The organism is Microbulbifer mixtoriginis (SeqCode), assembly GCF_052467705.1.
Genome location: NZ_CP174322.1, coordinates 2859863 through 2879753 on the forward strand (window position 1 = coordinate 2859863; position 19891 = coordinate 2879753).

Here is a 19891-nt window from a genome sequence, read left to right on the forward strand (position 1 = left end):
CAACCAGTCTATCCCGCAGAAGCTCTCGTTAAACAGGTGCTTGGATACGCAATTATTGATTGCCTTATTAACCAGCAAAAGCAGGCGCCTTCGAGAGTTTCTTTGGATAGTGCAAAATTGGCATGACAAAAAACTATAAACATAAAGAAAGCAGAACTCAGCAACACTGATAACACGTTGCAGGCCTACAATAAAATTTTTCGATTCCGCTTTAGCAAGATATGTCCAATGGCACTTAGGAAGTGTCTAAACAAAAATTATGCTAGCAAAAAGCCCTCTCAAAAAACCGAGCAAATGGAAACTAATTCCAAACACCGCTTATCCCCTTTAGGCCTCACCTTGTCGTAGGCCAATTGCAGGAAAATCAGCATCCCCATACCCTTTTGTCAACTACAACACTAAAGAGATTAAGTCTCTTTAGTGTCAGATAGTCTCACCACAAACATTAATCTAAGAATAAAATCGACTAGAGCCTCCGAATGCGAAACAGTCAATTTAGAGCATTTCTTGCCAGCAGCATCATTTCTACCACTCTATTTTCTAGCTCTAGTATATTGGCAGATGATAGTCGTGCAGTACTCGTTGAGGCTGCACACCCGTGGCAGCAAGCCATTAATACCAGATTATTTTGTTCGGTATTATCTCCTCCCCTACACCAAGTCTCCAGCCACACTGAAGCCGAGCTCACCCAAATAAAACCCGTAGGTTCAATAATTAAAGCTGGCGAGTTAGTAGCCGCACAGGATGGATTTTATCTCTCTCAGGAGATTGAGATTATTCGCACAGATATTGCAATCACACAGAGCCAGCTGATTTATGCGGAAGAAGAGCTGAGCAGACTGGAGAAGCTTCGCTCAGCAGATATGGTGTCTCCGTCCCACTTAAACAGCCTTAAACTCAATGCTGATACCTACCGGCTCACAAAGCAAAGACTTGAGCACCAGCTAACAACAGCCGAATACCGTTTAGAGCGACTGCAACACTATGCAAGAACTGATAGTCAAGTTGTAAGTATAGAAGCCAACCCCGGTGAGAGACTAAATTCGGGGCAAAGAATCATGCAGTTACTGCCTCTAAAAGAAAATCAAATTGAGTGCAGCCTTCCCGAAGAAAAATTAAACAATGAGAATTTACTCAACAGCAGCTCCTTTACTTTTAGGGACCAAAATATCCCCTTAAGAAATATTAGTCATACGGTCAATCCGGAAACGCAAAATCTCAACCTCTACTTTGAAACAGAATCAGAGCAATTCCCGTCCCTATTAGTAGGACAGAGATTCGAAATAATGATGCAAACACCCCTCTCAACTAAAAAAACGCAGGAGAGGGTAACAAAAGTTCCCAGTGATGCCGTAATACTAGAGGGCGACCAATATAAAGTCTGGACTCTAGACAGTGATCAAAGGGCGGTTAGTACCGAGGTTCAAATAATAGATACCTTAAAGGGGCACTTTGTTGTACGTTCAACCATTAAACCTGGAGATCTTGTAGTCGTTCTGGGTTATGAAGGCCTACAACCCAATGAAACTGTCTCTCCGACAAAGAGGGAAAACACATGAAATCCCTGGAAAAATACAGTTCATTTATTATAAGTTGCACTTTTGCCTTAATTGTTGCCGGTATTATTGCGGGCCTAAACTTACCTAACGCTCTACTCCCCACTATCAATCGCCCACAAATTGCACTGGCCATTCCTTGGCCGGGAAAGACAGCGGAAGAGATAGAACAGATATTAGTTGCACCACTTGAGCAGGAGCTATCGAGCCTAAGCTACCTGAAAGAAGTGCAGACAAATATCAACAGTGGCTTTGCCTGGGTCACGATTGACTTTCACTCTGAAGCAGATATGGAGCAAATGTATATTGAGGTACTCTCCAGAATTAATCAGGTACCCAACTGGCCCACACAAGTCCGCACACCCCAAGTTTTTAACTTTGCCAATGGTGCGGGGGCTACGCTGGCAACCTTCTTCCTCTACTCGAAGAAATCAGCCAGTGAGCTGGAATTAATTGATGCATTTTTAAACCACGTAAAGCCAGCCATCAGTAAAATCCAGGGAGTATCCTCTATAGAAGTTGCCGCTACGCCTATCGCACAGCGTGTCGATATTGAGTTCGATCCAGAGAAGATGACTCAAAATTCCTTAAGTATTGCTGGGGTAACTGCACATCTTAATGATCTGGTGGACCGATCGGGCGGCAACCTGAAAATTGGCTCTAAAGACTATGCACTACACTTTAAGGGCCAGATCCCCCTAGATGAGCTCTCACAATTACCTATCGCCACACGTGGGAACCAGATTATACGGCTCTCTGACATTGCCTCTGTAAACGCACGGCCTGCATCTGACTGGGCATATTTTGCCCTTGAGGGTAATCGATCCTTTTATTTCTACTTGCTCCCCACCGAAAACGTCAATGTTCTTGACACTATTGCACAGCTGAAGTCAACCATGGCGGAGCTGAATAGTGGAGAGTTAGCTCGGTTAGACATGGAATTGGCCATAAGCCGTGATGACTCCAAAGGAATCCGAGACTCCCTAAATCTGGTGTACGGGAGCCTCCTTCTTGGATCACTGCTAGCCTGCTTGGTTTTGTACTGGTTTCTGCGCAACCTGAGAACTTTAACGTTAATATTCCTCAGCATTCCCGTATGCATCTCCCTCGTCGTTGTGGGTATGTATATTGGGGGTAGAAGCATGAATGTTATTTCATTGGCAGGCATCGCTCTTTCTATCGGATTGATGGTAGATGCGGCAATTATTGTGGTGGAAAATATTCAAAGGATTCGCCAGCAAGGCATTGGCACCCAGGAAAGCATTGTACAGGGAACACGAGAAGTTACAGGTTCATTGGCATCATCAACGATATCAAGCGTCATTGTATTCTTGCCTATAATTGCTATGCAATCTGCAACAGGCCAGTTATTTAGAGATCTTGCTTTTACAATCTCAAGCGCTTTACTCGCCTCATTGCTCTTTGCCTTATTAATACTACCTTCATTCGCAAGGTACATATTGGGCCATTCAAAAAAAATAAAGAAAGAATCTTCAAACACAAGAATTCTATTAGCCCTAAAAAGATGGGTTGCCCTTTCCATCAAAGCTACAGCTACCCCCAGACGGTCTATTACAGCCATTATTCTTGGGCTACCCATCGCAGTCATAGCTACCTATGTTTCCACACCATCCATAGATGTATTGCCAGACCCAAAACAGAATATGGTTTCTGTTTTCATCAACTTTGAGAGCGCACTAGCCACAGATGCTATTAGAACGGATTACGGAGAACGCGTGGTGAATCGAATCACCAACAACTTTAAGGAAATAGAAGATCATGTTTCCACTTACGGCATTATCTGCAACCCAAGCAATTGCAACCTCTATATGTATACCCAAGGCGATTGGGATTTTGAATCACTGCGGGAATGGATGAATGAGAAAGTACTCTATGGACTTGTAGGCACCCGTATCCATTTCAGGCATGGGGGTCTTTTACGATTTGCAATGCCAAACAATCGAATAAGCCAACTGGATATTAAAGGGGCTGAACTTTCCAGGCTACAAATGGCTGGCACTGAGTTAATGAACCATCTGCGCGCAGAGTTTCCAGACGCACAAATCCAGGAGGGGAGCGCACTGCAAAACCGGGCTGTACGCATAGAGTTCCAACCTCGCCTGGATCAATTAACTTATTTAGGTATTACAGTTTCAGAGCTAAACCGCCAACTTATGGCTTTGACCGATGGGATATACATAGGCCATTTTTATACTGGCACTAACACGCTACCATTCTACTTCAAAGCAAAAGACCCTCAGAACCTGGAAGCACTTCTAAACACTGAAATATGGATTGATGGGCACGGCCTGATTCCTGTCCGTGAATTAGCAAGCGCGAAAATAACCCAAGCCCCTGCCAGTATTTTACGAGTTGGGCAAGAAGTCAGCGCATCGTTAAACCTAACCCCGCCAGAAGGGGTAGCAATGAAGTCATTTGTTGAAAATGTAGACCAATCGGTACAGTCCTTTTTAGCTGAAAGCTCCTATAGCGATTTGCACACTCAGTTCAGGGGCAGCGCAAACGAACTAAATCTGTTTCTAGTTGAATTTCTTAAAATATTCTTGGCTGCTCTCGCAGTACTCGCCCTGTTGATGTATTTTGCCCTAAGATCTGCAAAGCTGGCCGCCGCCGTGCTTTGCGCTATACCCCTCTCATTTGCCGGCGGAATGCTAAGTTTACAGCTATTAAACCTTTTCACCCCCCAAAGCCTTGATGTAATTACAATGATTGGATTCGTAATTCTGATGGGGCTTGTAGTCAACAATGCAATACTATTAGTGAATCAATTTCAAAAGTCATTACAGGCCGGGGCCAGTCAGCTAGAAGCTATTTATGCAGCAGCCAGCTTGCGCGCTCGTCCCATTATGCTAACAACAATCACCTGTATCTTTGGCAACCTGCCTTTGGTGTTAAACCCAGGGAGCAGCGCTGCAATTTATCGAGGCCTGGCGACGGTGATTACTGGCGGGATGATATTTAGCGCTCTGTTTGTTTTAGCCTTTATGTCTGCACTACTCTCACAAAAGCTGTTCCGCTCTGAGCTACAGAGTTTTACTCAAAAGGCCGACTTGGACGTGCCTGAACCTGCTCGTGCATAATATAAGGGTGGTTATCAATAGATCTATCCTGTGCTGGCAATAACAACCAAAATGTCAGCGCAGGTGTGTCTCGCCGGTTTCTAATCTGCTATAGAGATTTGTTTATTATCCTTAGTGAAAGTAACTACTCCAAACCCAATCACAAATATCCCTATTCATCCATATCCCCTAGCAACCTATATTGCGCAAAGCGCCATCAATTTACGCCCACAACCTCTTTTTTTATATAGATACCCAGACGTTTTGCAAGGCGGACCAAGTTACCCCTATCCATTGAGAGCGATTTCGCTGCCCTACTCCAATTCCCATCGCTCTGAGTCAATATATGCTTTATAAGATCCCGCTGATATTCTTCAGTGGCTACCCTAAGATTTATTGCCCCAAGCGGAGGCTGAACGGGCTTCTCAAACTCTGGTTGCGCTGCTATGTCATCCGGAATCTCTATATGTGCCGCTGTCAGCGATACAATTTCAGAGAGTGATGCGTTTTTTCTTGCCTTGAGCGCTGCGCGACTGATGATATGCTCCAGCTCTCTCACATTTCCAGGCCAGCCATAGCGCTTTAATTTACTGGAAGCATCTGCTGATAGCCTTAACTGACGGAAGCCTAGTTTCCTCGTGGAGCGCTCCAGAAAATAATCTGCCAGCAGGAGAACATCATTTTCTCTCTTTGATAGTGCGGGTACTTCCAGAGGGTAAACAGAGAGGCGGTGATACAAATCGGCCCTGAATCCACCTGAGTCGATTTCTTTGAGCAAATCCCGATTGGTAGCGGCCACAATACGCACATCTACATGCTGTACCGCATCCTTACCAACAGGCTGGATTTCACCACTTTGCAGTACCCGCAGCAGTTTACCCTGGACTGATAAAGGCAGTTCACCCACTTCATCCAGAAAAAGTGTCCCGCCGTTTGCCAATAGAAACTTTCCCGGGCGATCCCGATCAGCGCCAGTAAAAGCCCCCTTCGCATGCCCGAATAACTCCGCTTCTGCCAGTGTTTCTGTTAAGGAGGCGCAGTTGAGATAGACAAGGGGTTTTTCCCGGCGAGATGACAGCCGATGTACCGTGCGGGCAACCAGCTCCTTCCCCACTCCAGTTTCCCCTAGAATAAGCACGCTGTAGTCAGACCCCGCAACTAATTCAATGTCGCTTCGCAAGGCCCTCATCACTTGGCTTTCGCCAATTAACTCACCGCCATCGCGCAGAAAGGCTTCCTGGGTCAACTCTTTCACCAGTTGTTCGGCATGTTCAGCAGAAAGGGACAGCGCTTTTAGCTCCAAAGCCGTTTTGAGAGTAGCGGCTGAGAGTGCGGCGATTAGCTCAAGCGTTCGATCGCTAATCAGGCTATAGGCGTCTGAGGTCATACTATCCAAAGTAAGCAGCCCCACTAGATGATTGTCAGAATAGAGCGGCAAACCGAGACAGGAGTGCACCGGTAGGTCCCCTTCCCTATCTAGTAGTAAGCCATCAAAAGGGTCCGGCAGATTGCAATCAGAGGGGAAGCGAACGGGAGCATCAGAACTGCAGATTTGCGCTAGGCGGGGATGCTCGTTAATTAGGAAACGCCGCCCCATAGTACGCCTGGCCAAGCCCTGCACAGCCAGGGGGGTAAGCACCTCTCCATTCAGCCCCAGCAAGGCCACCGCATCACACTTAATTGCCTTGCGGATGGTAGAGAGCAGTCGTTCAAATCGGTCACTATTATTCAGGCTATTTGCGAGATCCAGAGCTACTTCAAGCAGTAGAGTAGAATTGATATCCACCATATCCCACCAAGTCAATAAGCTTCTTTTGTGTCATTATGACATGGTCACCATATAGGTCAAATTGACACAAACAAATATCATAATCACCCTAAGATATTGATTTATAGAGAATTATTAAGCTGGCATAACATTTGCCTAATAACCATTGAGGTCATTTAGTAATAGAGGCGAAGACAATGCTGAACACATACACTTTAAAAATTCGCAGGCGTTTTGAACTCTTGCTCAAGGCCGGAAATCTCACCCTGTTGCTCTCTACCCCCCTGCTATTGCTCACCGTTGTCATCTGCTACCCGCTCTCCCATTATTTTTCTATCCCAGCCCAAGTAGCGGGCCATATTTTTATGATTATCAGCGCAACGTTTATCAAGATTGGCTATGTCAGCCGCTGCGTTGCGCAATACAACCTGTGCCAGGAAGTGCGCTAACTGATCACGCCGAGCTTTTCGCCTCCATCCCCTTTGGGGGCGACCTTTGTAGCTTTCAAACTTTCCACACCATCACCTCAGCAGCCCCATCTAACAACTACCTCAGTGCTATCTTCTCTTCAGGGCCATCAACCCTGCACAGCGATCAATACAAACCCCATAAGGAAACTCGATGTCTGCAATGAGCCGTCTGGCCCTGCTGGCTGTGGTATTTATCGACTTGATGGGTCAAGGACTGCTATTCCCCATCATTAATGAACTGGTCATGTCCACCAAGTTTCAATTCCTGCCTACAGACACCACACAATCCACCCGCCACCTCTACTATGGCATTGTTATCAGTAGCTTTTTTTTAGCTTGGTTTATTGGGGCGGTGTATATCGCTAAGTTATCTGACAGTATCGGCCGAAAAAGCGCGATGGTACTTTGCTTGGTCGGTGCCCTGGCAGGCTATGCCATTACACTCGCTGCCTTATTTGCCAGCAGCCTGTGGTTGCTGATTCTTGGGCGCGTGGTCAGTGGATTTACTGCCGGTAACCAGCCCATTGCCCAAGCGGCAATGATTGATGCAAGCCGCGATGAACTTGATGCTTCAAAAAACTTGGGGTTACTGGTGGCGGGAATGAGCGCGGGAGCAGTTGCGGGACCAATTATCGCTGGAGTCTTAGCCGACAAGGCCCTGCTCGGTAATATTGCAAGCATTCAACTGCCTTTTTATTTTGCGCTACTTTTGGTTGCTATCACCCTCGGCCTAATTCTGCTCTTTTATCACGATAGCCGCCCCCCGACTTCGCCTATTCAATTGCGCTTATCTGACTTGTTCAGGCAATTTGCACACCTCAAAGAGAGGCCCTTAGTCATCAGGCTTTGCCCAGCTTACCTAAGTTTTATGCTGGTTCACCTCAGTTTTTATATCTTTATCACCAACTATCTCAGCAGCCGCTTTGGCCTCGGCTTACTGGGAACCAGTATGGCCATGCTATTCATGGGAATCGCCGTGGGTACTTCCAGTATCTTTTTGGTTAAACCCGTGCTGTCTAAATGGGGTAAGCCACTGGTTATCAAGGTATCGGCATTAACTATGGGGGCCTGTGCGCTGGTTTTTGCTTTCAGTATCCAGGTTTGGCTTTGTTACTTGAGTGTGTTTCTCGCCTACTTGTGCTTTGGACTAGCCTATCCGGCACTACTGAACTTGTTTGCCAATAGTGTGGATGAGAGCGAACAGGGATGGGTAATGGGTATCGCTACAGCGGGCTTCACCATTGTGGCCACCCTTATCTCACTATTGGGAGGCGGCGCTATGGAAATTAATATCCGACTACCATTTTTTATCACTGCCATTGCGGCCGTTTTCGTTTTGATACTGAGCTGGTTCAGTTGGCGTAGCAGTGCAATGAAAAAAATTGTTGATCGGTGAAGCCTCCTGAATACTATCGCGGTATCACTGCGGCCCAGAGCTTGAAATGTGGCCGCAACTAGCATTGCTACCTCAAGCTATAGCTTGCTCGCCAAGTCCTTAATTTCGTGATTCAGTATTCGATCGTTATGGCTGTAATCCATGGGAACTTCTATCAAATGTACCCCACCCTCCCGGCAGCACTTCTCAATCATCGGTTTCAATTCATCTGTTGCCTGTATTCGATGCCCTTCGGCACCATAAGATTTCGCATAAGCCACAAAATCAGGATTAGTAAAATCGAGACCAAAATTCTTAAGCCCCATCATGGACTGCTTCCATTTGATCATGCCATAGGCATCATCGCGCAAAATCAACACAATTAAGTCCAGCTTCAAGCGCACAGCGGTTTCTATTTCCTGGGAGTTCATCATAAAACCCCCGTCCCCACAGATAGCCACCACTCGGCGATCGGGACAAACCAGCTTGGCCGCCATGGCCGATGGCAAACCAGCCCCCATAGTGGCCAGCGCATTATCCAAAAGTACGGTATTCGGAAAGTAAGCGGGATAATTGCGGGCAAACCAGATCTTGAACATGCCATTATCAAGGGCAATCACGCCCTTCTCTGGCATCACCTCACGCACATCCCTTACTAGTCGCTGGGGTCTGATGGGGAAAGTATCTGCGCTCGAACCCTCCTCAATATGCTTCTGCAAGGCAGCACGGATGCGGTGAGCATCACTAAAACTCCAGTGCTCTTGCGGCTCTAGGTGTTCCTGCAGCTGCCATAGGCTGTTGGCGATATCACCGATCACTTCTATCTGCGGGAAATACACCGGGTCTACCTGGGCCGCATTGAAGTTAATATGTACTACTTCTGGCCCACCAGGGCGCATAAAGAACGGGGGCTTCTCTACAACATCGTGACCTACGTTAATGATCAAATCTGCCTGCTCAATAGTGCGATGAATAAAGTCACCATCGGATAAGGCCGTATTGCCAATAAAGTGCGGCCCCGATTCATCGATCACTCCCTTACCCATCTGCGTGGTAATTGCGGGGATTCCCAGCTTTTCCACAAATTTTCTCAGCATCTTCGACGTCAGCTTTCTGTTCGCGCCGGCGCCGATCAGCAGTAGAGGCTTGCGAGAGCTGGCGATAGCCTCAGCCGCCTTACGAATGGCTTTTTCTTCAGCAATGGGACGGCGCTGATAGCTGATGTCGAGCACCGGCATGGCAGAATGCTCCCGGGCGATATCCTCAGGAAACTCCAAGTGCGTAGCCCCTGGCCGCTCTTCCTCTGAGAGGCGAAAGGCTTCGCGCACATACGCCGGCACATAATCCCCTCCCACAATCGTTTTTGTGTACTTGGTAAGGGGCCGCATCATGTCGACGATATTAATAATTTGAAATTGTCCCTGCTTGGAACTCTTAATAGGTTTCTGCCCAGTAATCATCACCATAGGCATCCCTCCCAGCTGAGCATAAGCAGCCGCGGTAACCAGATTAGTAGCACCTGGCCCCAGGGTTGCCAAACACACACCCGATTTACCGGTAAGGCGGCCATAAGTGGCCGCCATAAAACCAGCGGCCTGCTCGTGACGAGTAAGGATTAATTGTATTTTGGAGCCCCGCAAAGACTCCAGCATATCCAGGTTTTCCTCGCCGGGAATACCAAAAACATACTCAACCCCCTCGGCTTCCAGGGCGCGCACAAATAGATCGGATGCTTTCATAGGGGCGTCTCTCGTCGTTGTAATCACTCATGATTTGGCCGGAAATGGGGTATTCGACGCTTCTTTCTTTGCTTTTTTACTTGCTAGCCTAAAACCTGATCCAGCATTCCCCACACCCATTGGGCAGAGTCAATATTTTGCACCTACGGATGCAAAACCCCTCTGAGTTTTAGCACAGGATGACTCCTTCGGAGGCCGCAAACTCCACTTTTCCTATTAGTCCAGTTTGGAAGACTACTTTGCAAGGCAAATTTGCCCATGCCAGCGGCTTGCTAATATCTTTCAACGGAGAACTGGATCTGGATAGGCGGACCCCATGGACCACAAGAGTGAAAGCAATAAATTGATATTGCCAATCCCGAATCAGCCAGCCACAACAGCCCCACAATCTACTCTAATGCCAGCAGATCGAGAAAGCTCGGCCGCCTTTTGATAGCAGCCCCTTATGAAAAGCAAAGAGAAGACTCGCAAGGGAAAATGGTTTCTATCGCTGGCGGCGCTCGGCGTGGTTTTCGGAGACATAGGCACCAGCCCCCTGTACGCGGTTAAATTGATCTTCCACTCGAGGCTCAATATTCCTTTAACTGAGGCCAATATACTCGGTGGCGTTTCAACGATCTTCTGGGCCCTGATACTGATCGTGACAATCAAATATGTGACATTGATAATGCGGCTGGATAATCGTGGGGAAGGCGGCATCATGGCACTGATGACGCTGGCAATGGATGCCACAGAAGGGCGAAAATACCTCCAATGGTTTGTAGTTACCGCCGGTATACTTGGCGCTGCACTTTTCTTTGGGGATGCCATTATTACCCCAGCGATCTCTGTACTCTCGGCTATAGAGGGGCTTGAGGTTGGAAATCAGACACACCAATCTCTAGTGGTACCTATCTCCATTGGAGTCTTAATTTGCCTATTCTCAGTTCAGCGCTACGGTACCTCTACCGTAGGAACACTATTTGGACCCATCACTGCTCTCTGGTTTCTCACACTTTTGGTGGCTGGAGTATCCAGCATCATCAACAACCCTCAGATTCTCCATGCGATCAACCCTGAACATGCCCTGAGATTCCTCACCAGTCATGGTTTTAGCTCATTCTTGGTATTAGGCGCTGTTCTTCTGGTTTTTACCGGGGCTGAGGCACTTTACACCGATATGGGCCACTTCGGCCGCAGCCCAATCAGAATGGCATGGTTGGGATTGGTTTTTCCCGCTCTTTTTCTGAACTACATGGGACAAGGTGCACTGTTGATGAGCCATCCCCATGCAGTCGATAACCCCTTCTACCGCATGTTTCCCAGTTGGGGGCTTTATCCGGTAATCATACTTGCCACCGCCGCCACAGTTATTGCCTCTCAAGCCTGTATTACCGGCAGCTTCTCCTTGGCCAAACAAGCAATGCAGCTAGGGCTTTTACCCCGCCTTACCCTTCGTCATACCTCAGCTCATCTTGAGGGGCAGATATTTATGCCTGGTGTTAACAGGCTGCTTATGTTTTTAGTGATAGGAGCGGTAGTGGGTTTCGGTTCATCCACCAATTTAGCCGCTGCCTACGGTGTATCCGTAAGCGGCGCCATGTTGATAAGTACTTGCCTGGCCGCGGTTGTATACCGCATTCAATTAAAATGTCACTTACTACTTTGTCTATCAGTGGCGGCCTTCTTTATCTGCATCGATCTCGCCTTTTTCTCCTCCAGCTTGCTAAAAATTAGTCATGGTGGCTGGTTTCCTCTCGGTTTAGGTGCTATAGCCTGTATCTCAATGTTCACCTGGAGAGATGGCAGGGAAGCCTTAGCACTGCAACTTCAGCGACAAGAATTCAAACTGGAGCCTTATCTAACCGCCCTGCTGAAGAAAAACCCTATAAGAGTTCCTGGAACTGCAGTATTCCTTACCTCAAGACAGCTATCCACTCCCCACGCACTGATTTATAACCTGAAGCACAATAAAGTATTACACGAAAACTTACTGTTCATTACTGTATCATTTGTGAATACTCCACGAGTAATGCCTGGCAACCGGTATATCCTCAGCGAAATCCGTGAAAACTGCCACTACTTACTTTTACGCTATGGCTACATAGAGCAGCCGGATATTTGGAAGGTTTTAAAGCGGCTACGCCTTAAGAAAGAGCTGGATATCGACCCCAATAAGGCTTCATATTTTTTAACAAGACAAACCATCACCCCAACCAAGCAGGAGGATAGCCGTATGTTCTTATGGCGAGAGCGGTTGTTTGCGGTTATGTTCCGCAATGTGAGTAGCGCTGTAGAATATTACCGTATTCCTATGAGCCGTGTGATAGTAATGGGCGAAAAAATCCGAATTTAATTTAAACGATAAAGCAGTAGTGCCAAGTGGCACCACTGCTTGCCAGTAATGGGAAATCATTAACTTATTTATAAAGCGGAAACCTAAAGCACTCCGAGCCGTGACAAGTGTTGTCGGGCAAACTGAATCCTTCTCTGCTGTACTTCGGCAAAACTCTTACCATCTATATTGACTGCAAAAAAATACATATTGTTGCCAGTTTCCACTACGCCAACATACCAACCCAAAGCAAATTCATCATTAATCTGCCCGCCTCCCGTTTTTGCATAGAGCTTGTACGAGTCTGTCTCCTCTACAAACATAACTTCTTTGAATAAAGCAAGAGAGTCATCAGAAATAGGCAGGGCTCCAGAAAATAGCTTTTGTAAGAAATTCACCTGCTCCTTGGCCGATATCTTCAGGCTCCCATTTAGCCAAAATTTATCCAAACCAGAGGAGATATCCCTGTTACCATAGTCGAACTGAATCAAATATTGGTTCATTCTCTTCCTGCCTATTTGAGAGGCTAATTGCCGATAAATAGGCATTGCGGAATTTTGAAAAGCCGCCCGGATGGGTAGCGGCTTGTCATACCAAATACTGGGCCACCACCGCTGAGCCGGATACTTCAAGTGGTCATAGGTTAATTCCTGTACAAGGCTGCGGACCAAACCAGCATCTAATGCAATCAGAGTGTTAGGCACCTTAAAGGTTGAGAATGGAGTGAGCCTTACATCGGCTCTCTTTTCATTGATGATTGAGTAAGTGGCCTCTTTGTGATTTTTCAGTACAAATGTGCATGATTTGCCACATTCGATATCTTCGGAAGACCAGGCGAGACTACTAAAGAGCAGAAATAATAATACGATTGCTTTCAATTTAAACTTCCCAGAGGTACTGGTTAATAAAATATCTGATCAGGGTAGCAATCATAAACGATCCTGCCGCATTCTCACCTGCCTTCATTTAAAGAGTACTCCGACACGAAGATTGCACAGGTAGCTGTTACCGGCATCGAAAACTGCGCAAAGAGCTATTCTACCCTTCGACTCGACTGAATTAGCTTTGCTAATGCCTTGTGGGCATCAACAAGGCCCAATCCGGTATTATTGGCACCTAAGTGGGATCGCCTTGCCGTACCCTGAAGCGACTGCGCTACCAATGGCACGGCCTCACCGCTGGTGTACCCATAATGATCCGCTGCATCCAATAGCAACGCGCTGATAGCCGCCAACTGTGGTGCGGCAAAAGAGCTACCGGATTCAAAGTTATGGCTTGAAACTGAGTAAACTGCATCTCCCGAAATAGCAAAGCTCCGCTTGATCGCCAAGGGGTTATAACCAGGAACCGTGGCAGTTAAAGAGACTTCGTTGGAGAATGGCTGCAAATTGATCGCAAACATCAAGTTTTGACTGCCTGGAGCACCTTGATTTTGCTGTAAAAAAGCCTTGATCAGATCCAGGTCATAGGTAAAGAAACTTCCCAACGGAGGAAGGCCTAGACGCTTGCGAACATCCGTATTCTCACCTTCCAGGTCAGTACCTGTATTCCCAATTGACTTGGTAAATAATTTGGATTGCAAAATATGCGATAGATGCTCAGAGAACTCCGGATCCAGCTGATCATTGGTGATATGAAAAGCCCGACTCATATTAATTACATCAATATCATCTCGGTTACGCATGTAAGCCATGGCTTCATTGTACGTTTTGCTTTCAGTACTTATGGGTACAATAGTAGCCTTGGGCGCAATATCGAGGATAATATCAATAACGGTATTGCCATGCAGGAAGGTGATGGGATCACCAAATTGAACTTCGGCTTCGATATTAGGGTACCGCTCGCGCTGTTCCTGTAAACGAACAGGATCAAACAAATCAAACACCCCAATGACAATGCCCTCACCGTCAAAATGCCGTACCAAATTCTGATGCTTGAGGTTATAGCTAGGCACATAGGGATACAGGAATTCATTAAGCTCCATCCGGAACATATCTAAATCCGCAATAGCAGCTTCAAAAGTTAACCTGTTCTCCTCTTGGTAATCTTCCGGCTGAAAGGTATATAAAAGTTCGGCTAGCACGGTAAACTCAGTGATAGACTGACCCCACTTGTGCATTTTCAATTCATCAACCATATAAAGTGATTTAGCCCACCCCTGATACTGGTCAAACTCAGCCGCCAAATAATCATCGAGTATTGGAGTAACAGGCTCCTCCCAAGGCCAGGGTGTTAGCTCTTTGACAACCTGTAAAGAGGCCCTGGCTTGATCTACATTGGGATCTGATGCAAAGACCTTTACACTCAATACAATCAGCAACACCACAAATACTATCTTATTCAAAACTACTTCCTTTTTATTTGATTTTATTCTGGAATGGCAGCAAAAATATGCCAGAGACCTCACATGAGTTTTTTACTTAACAGTCACAACTTCTCTAACTCAAATTAATAGAACCATGGCCCTGATAAAAAGGCAACCTATTAGGCTATCTCCACCCCACAGGAAACACTCCTATAAAAAGGCTGTTTTTTACAGGGCATCTGCAACTCGGAAATTAAGTATTTTATATTGTTTGATGCACTAGAAATAGACGTCACACTTTACTACTTGTGTACATGGTTTTCACTTGAGCAAAGTAGCCATTAAAATAAGCCCCCTCCCAACCATGTGAAATTGTTGGCGCAGCCATTCTAGAAACCTCCCTTAGCATTGCATTCAAAATCCCTCACATTGGCGCAAAGTCGAGAAGCCAGCAAAACTTAAGTCAACACCGCAACTTTATTAGCAAGGCTTTATGTATAAAACAGAATAAGAAAGGCACGAGAAAGAAATATCCATATAGAACGCACTTCAAATCAGCCCAAATATAACAGTCGAAAACACCTTTATTTAATTAATGTTTATAAACTTCTTCGTTTAGAGGCCATGAAACGACAATGTCACTCAATTTGCATAGAAAATCAACTATCAAGTTTCCCCCAAAAACACTTGCCTTTCATACTATACAATATTTAGATAAAAACCCATCCCAAGGAAAATTAGCTAAGACTGACTTCACCTCAAAAAAATTATTATTTTTATATGTTATTTTTCCAAGCCCTTAAAACTACCGATAAAAGATTTTTTATTTTGCTCTTTTCCTAGCCTTAATTGCTGCCATATTAAGCTTAAAAGCCTCTCAAAATTGCTTGGCACTATAGCCTGAAGTGTCAACTTCAAACCTTGAATTACTTTTGAACCAATTTGAAAGTTGGTCATGTAAAGTAATATTCAAAGGGGCTTTTAATCTTTCAGCTCACCTTAAATATCATACTAGCTCATGAAAGCATATCCCTTTCGCTGTAGCTACTGGTGTAACCTTCAAATTCACCAACCAATTTATTTTGCTCCCCCCCAATCGCTTCACACATAAAATGTACCCAGTAGCCTGAGTAACTCAATGAGTACTGGATTAGCTTAAGTCGTTTATCTCCTGCCTATGTTAACTGCACACTAAATAACCTAAAGGTAATAGAATGTCACAATAATACTTTTTGTCAGGTTTTATACAGAATAAAGTTAACCTAATCTAGTTGGCTAAATATCTACTAGGTGGTTTATAATGCCAGAACCCGATAACTACTTAAAATAGGGACAATGGGGAATTTTAATGAATAAAAAGATGTTTCGACTTTCTGTAATTTCAGCAGCTGTTCTATTAACATTAACAGGCTGTGATAGTAATAGTAGCTCATCTTCTGATCCTACTCCTACTCCTACTACAACTGCTCCCGCTGATAAACCGCCTATTGCTAGCGATGTGACTATCAGCGGTGTTAAGCAAGGAATTCCGGTATCTGGAGAACTATTGGGCAGCGACCCTGATGGCGACGCCTTAACTTATAGTTTTTCAGAAAAAGATAAAGCTATTAATTTAATTGATGACGTTTATGCATTCAGCCATGGTGAATTATCAGTAAACGGCAATCAGTTTAAATACACTTCAATTTCAGGACAAGACGCCTCAATTACTTATACTGTAACAGCGAATGGTGCTTCAGCCACGGCTAAGATCGAAATCATTGCCGATATTCCTCCAACGGCGGACACTGTTACTATAGATGGAGCAAAGCAGTGGGTACCTATATCTGGTGAGCTGCTGGGCAGCGATGAAGATGGCGATGCTTTAGCATATAGTATTTCTGAGAATGATGTAGCTATTAATAAAGTAGATGACGTTTCTATCTATACCTTTAGTCATGGTGAGCTAAAGTTAGATGGCAACCAATTTGAATATACTTCAATATCAGGCCAGGATGTCTCAATTTCTTATTCCGTAACAGCAAATGATATCTCAACATCTGCAAAAATTGAGTTTGTGAATGTTGCAAACGACCCACTAGCCTATCAGCAATGGCACCTTCGCAATACAGGCCAAAAATCGTATGCATTAAGTGAGCAGATGGCTCAAGGACTGGTAGATGCTGGATTTTACACTCCCGTAGAAGCTGCCGAAGCACTTGCAGAAGGTGAAGCCGAGGAGCTTGTTGCCGGCGAAGATATGAATGTTGCAGCTGCTTATGCTCAGGGTGTAACTGGTGCAGGTGTAACAGCGGTTGTCGTAGACTCTGGTTTAGAGATTCGTCATGAAGACTTAATAGATAATGTACTAGTTAATCGCTCTCTCAATTTAGCTGTATCAGCAAACGACAGAACAGACCCAACCAGTCTTTCCGATAGCGGCGATCATGGTACTAGTGTCGCGGGCTTAATTGCTGCTAAAGGGTGGAACAATATAGGTAGCCGTGGCACATCCCCAGATACTGGGTTAATCGGCATGAATTATTTGGGCGGTGATACAATAGAGCAAACCGAACTGTTAATTCATGGGTTTCCTGGAAGTGGTATTTCTACAAGCGAGGAAATCTCAGCATTTAATCGCAGCTACGGTATCACTTGGCCAGCTTTTATTGCTTACTCTGCTTTAGATGAAGCTATTGAATCTTACCCTAACCTTATGCTTCGAAGCGGCAAAGGCGCTTTGAACATTAAGTCTAATGGTAATTCTTTTATAGATGGCGGCCGCGAAGGGGCTTTCTGTAAAGACAATGGCGCTAATGAATTAGGTTTAACATGTTATAGCGCAGCATTCGAACCTAGTCAGGCCCACCCATACTACTTGAGTGTTGCTGCAGTGAACGCCAACGGCAAACATACCAGTTACTCAACAGCCGGCGCAAGCACAATGATATCGGCTCCTGCTGGTGAGTATGGTCGCTGGGCGCCAGCGATGGTAACAACAGACCAAATGACCTGTATTAATGGTTATTCCGGCTTCAATGGTAGAACAATCAGCGCTTGGGGCGGCGCTTATGGCGAAGACTTTGCAGCTAGCCAGTTCCCGTTCAACTACCCTGGCCACCCAGAAAATGCGAGTTGCAACTATACTTCAACTTTCAATGGGACATCTTCCGCTGCACCGAATGCATCAGGTGTTGTGTCTCTAATCTTATCCGCAAACCCAGAACTGACCTGGCGTGATGTTAGACACATTCTGGCTTCAACAAGTACTTTGATTGACGCTGGAAACGAAAAAGTTAAGCTCACACTCCCAGGTGGCTCTTTCTTTGCTCATGACGGCTGGGTTAAAAATGCAGCAGGTTATCACTTTAATAACCTCTATGGCTTTGGCCGTGTTGATGCCGGCGCAGCTGTTGCTAAGGCTTTAGACTACTCAGAAAGTCTTGGTGAGCAAATTATCACCGAATGGAAAGGTCTAGGCTCAACTGCTGGAGAGGAAGCCTTGCAGGCAACTATTCCAGACAACAGTGCAATTGGTGTAACCCGGCAAATCGAAGTAACAGAAGATATCATTATTGAAGCTATGCAATTCGAGTTTGATATCCGCAACGATGATATGGGGTCTTTTGTAAATGATAATCTACTATCCTCTGCAGGTAACGACCTTGCGCTTGAAGTAGTCTCTCCTTCAGGTACTAGAAGCGTTTTGCTCTCCTCTAAGCAGGCATTACTGGAGGCTTCTTGGAGCTCTGCAAATGGGTATAGCGAAGGTTATATCTTGGATGGTGCCGTATTCCTATCTAATGCGTTTTATGGCGAAAATGCTAGGGGAACTTGGACTATCAAGGCACTAGATACCGGTGACACCAACTTTGAATTTAGTGACACAGAAGATCTCGTTATTCTTATAAATGAAGAGACCGAAGAGAAGCCGACAGGCATGATAAACAATCCCGTAGAAAGTGTTCTAGAGGGGGTATCATTAAGAACATTCGGTCGTGCTGCTCAATAAGAAGGATAATACAATGAAGTTAAATAAATTACTGATCTTAACTGCCGCATTATGTGTATCAGGCATGGCGCAAGCTAGCCCCATTGATAGCATGGACAAAAAAAATGCCGGAACCAAACCGCTAAAAACTTTAGCTGCAGCAACAACAGACTCTGCTGAGCTTGGTATCTTTAAAGTTGAGCGATCACTGAAAAGTGTCCCATCATCGATTGCTGCACCTGAACATATTGTTGCAAGAAAAGGTGAAGTAGCTATAGTGAATATTGGTGACGACTCTGTAAAAGATATTATCGGTAAAGGTACAATAGTACGAAACACAATAACGAAAGAATTAACAACTCTAACTGGAAACGTAACAATTTTATTAAGTAAAAATGTTACTGCATCTGAAGTAGCTGAAGCTACCGGCATGAAAGTATTGTCGGTATTTCCTGGTACTGATATTGCCATCTTGAAAATTAAAGAAGGCAATGATTTGTTAGAAGCTTTCAATGCAATAAAACAGTCTGGCCTGACAATTGAAAGTCGAGTCGAAGTCACTGAAACTATGCATAAAGCACAATAGATAAAACAACCTATAGAAGTGAGTTTTATCTTATAAAAGCAAAAGGCATCACTAATAAGTGATGCCTTTTCAATTGCAGATGGCGAGCAACGCCCGGATTTAACCAACAAGATTTGGACTATGAATTCTGGCCGCTAGCTTTTCCAGCTTGTCGAAAGTGGATACTCAAGCCTGGATTGTAAAACCAAAAAATATTAGCACTAGTATCATACTGCCCCTTATGAGAAGTGCCAGTACTTTTCCAGCACTCCCTATCGCCCAACTGTCGGCACCTATGCAAGGGTAACGCACTGCGAGCCGTATAGCACCAAATACCAATGACCTCGGCAGACCTTCTGAAAGGCATGTATTACTATTTTATGCCACGCATAACCTGTAGGTACTGTGTACCCTTACCGCGGAACTGAATATTGTGGCAAGTTGAAGCAGCATGATTGTCAGTTGAACTTGAGCATAAACGAGATAGAGCTTGCAAAGCCAAAAGTCAAGCACCTACAAACGAACACATCTATAAACGCTCCCATCAAACCATTTACAGGGGCTTCAGCAGCCTTCATTGCGTTAAAAGTTCTATGGATATAGAAGACCTAAAAAAGGATCTGGGCAAATGGCTCGTATATTACGATAATGATCGCATTGACCCAGGTAAAAAGATCTGGAAGGAAAAATTCGTAAACTGAATTTAACCTGACAGAGCACCTTTTGAAAAAACCGGTAACTATCACATC

General features: G+C 45.2%; 12 protein-coding genes. 7 read left to right on the plus strand and 5 right to left on the minus strand.

Features of this window, described 5'->3' with window-relative positions:
- Positions 1-479 precede the first annotated feature (479 nt).
- Positions 480-1559, plus strand: coding sequence for an efflux RND transporter periplasmic adaptor subunit (locus ACJJIB_RS12500; protein ID WP_444886293.1), 1080 nt, complete (start codon positions 480-482; stop codon positions 1557-1559).
- On the plus strand, positions 1556-4657 hold the full coding sequence (locus ACJJIB_RS12505; RefSeq protein WP_444886294.1) for an efflux RND transporter permease subunit: 3102 nt from the start codon (positions 1556-1558) through the stop codon (positions 4655-4657). The genes ACJJIB_RS12500 and ACJJIB_RS12505 overlap by 4 nt, the downstream gene beginning before the upstream one ends.
- A gap of 196 nt (positions 4658-4853) precedes the next feature.
- Here the strand turns inward: ACJJIB_RS12505 and norR are convergent, their stop codons facing one another.
- Positions 4854-6440 (minus strand): nitric oxide reductase transcriptional regulator NorR, encoded by a 1587-nt coding sequence (gene norR / locus ACJJIB_RS12510; protein ID WP_444886295.1) that lies wholly within the window; start codon positions 6438-6440, stop codon positions 4854-4856.
- Positions 6441-6601: 161 nt separating this feature from the next.
- Between norR and ACJJIB_RS12515 the strand changes: the two genes are divergently transcribed.
- Both ACJJIB_RS12515 and ACJJIB_RS12520 read left to right on the plus strand, forming a co-directional pair.
- Positions 6602-6853 carry a hypothetical protein gene (locus ACJJIB_RS12515; protein WP_444886296.1) on the plus strand — a complete coding sequence of 84 codons (252 nt, stop codon included), beginning with the start codon at positions 6602-6604 and terminating at the stop codon, positions 6851-6853.
- 172 nt (positions 6854-7025) lie between these two features.
- The gene (locus tag ACJJIB_RS12520) at positions 7026-8270 is read left to right on the plus strand and encodes an MFS transporter (protein ID WP_444886297.1); all 1245 of its coding nucleotides are present in this window, start codon (positions 7026-7028) and stop codon (positions 8268-8270) included.
- A gap of 77 nt (positions 8271-8347) precedes the next feature.
- Here the strand turns inward: ACJJIB_RS12520 and ACJJIB_RS12525 are convergent, their stop codons facing one another.
- Entirely contained in the window at positions 8348-9988 is a 1641-nt protein-coding gene (locus ACJJIB_RS12525; RefSeq protein ID WP_252081750.1) for an acetolactate synthase large subunit, read from the minus strand.
- Positions 9989-10433: 445 nt separating this feature from the next.
- Here ACJJIB_RS12525 and ACJJIB_RS12530 point away from each other — a divergent pair, with 445 nt between their 5' ends.
- A complete protein-coding gene (locus ACJJIB_RS12530; protein WP_444886298.1) occupies positions 10434-12323 on the plus strand; it encodes a potassium transporter Kup in 1890 nt (629 codons plus the stop codon).
- 83 nt (positions 12324-12406) lie between these two features.
- Here ACJJIB_RS12530 and ACJJIB_RS12535 read toward each other — a convergent pair whose 3' ends face one another.
- The 3 genes from ACJJIB_RS12535 to ACJJIB_RS12545 form a co-directional block, all read right to left on the minus strand.
- On the minus strand, positions 12407-13180 hold the full coding sequence (locus ACJJIB_RS12535) for a penicillin-binding transpeptidase domain-containing protein (protein ID WP_444886299.1): 774 nt from the start codon (positions 13178-13180) through the stop codon (positions 12407-12409).
- Positions 13181-13335: 155 nt separating this feature from the next.
- Positions 13336-14646 carry a hypothetical protein gene (locus ACJJIB_RS12540; protein WP_444886300.1) on the minus strand — a complete coding sequence of 437 codons (1311 nt, stop codon included), beginning with the start codon at positions 14644-14646 and terminating at the stop codon, positions 13336-13338.
- A gap of 744 nt (positions 14647-15390) precedes the next feature.
- Positions 15391-15564 carry a hypothetical protein gene (locus ACJJIB_RS12545; protein WP_444886301.1) on the minus strand — a complete coding sequence of 58 codons (174 nt, stop codon included), beginning with the start codon at positions 15562-15564 and terminating at the stop codon, positions 15391-15393.
- Between the two features lie 391 nt (positions 15565-15955).
- On the opposite strand from ACJJIB_RS12545, the gene ACJJIB_RS12550 reads away from it, so the two are divergent.
- Positions 15956-18598 carry a S8 family serine peptidase gene (locus ACJJIB_RS12550; RefSeq protein WP_444886302.1) on the plus strand — a complete coding sequence of 881 codons (2643 nt, stop codon included), beginning with the start codon at positions 15956-15958 and terminating at the stop codon, positions 18596-18598.
- 13 nt (positions 18599-18611) lie between these two features.
- Positions 18612-19163 carry a serine protease external chaperone gene (locus tag ACJJIB_RS12555; protein ID WP_444886303.1) on the plus strand — a complete coding sequence of 184 codons (552 nt, stop codon included), beginning with the start codon at positions 18612-18614 and terminating at the stop codon, positions 19161-19163.
- Positions 19164-19891: the final 728 nt, after the last annotated feature.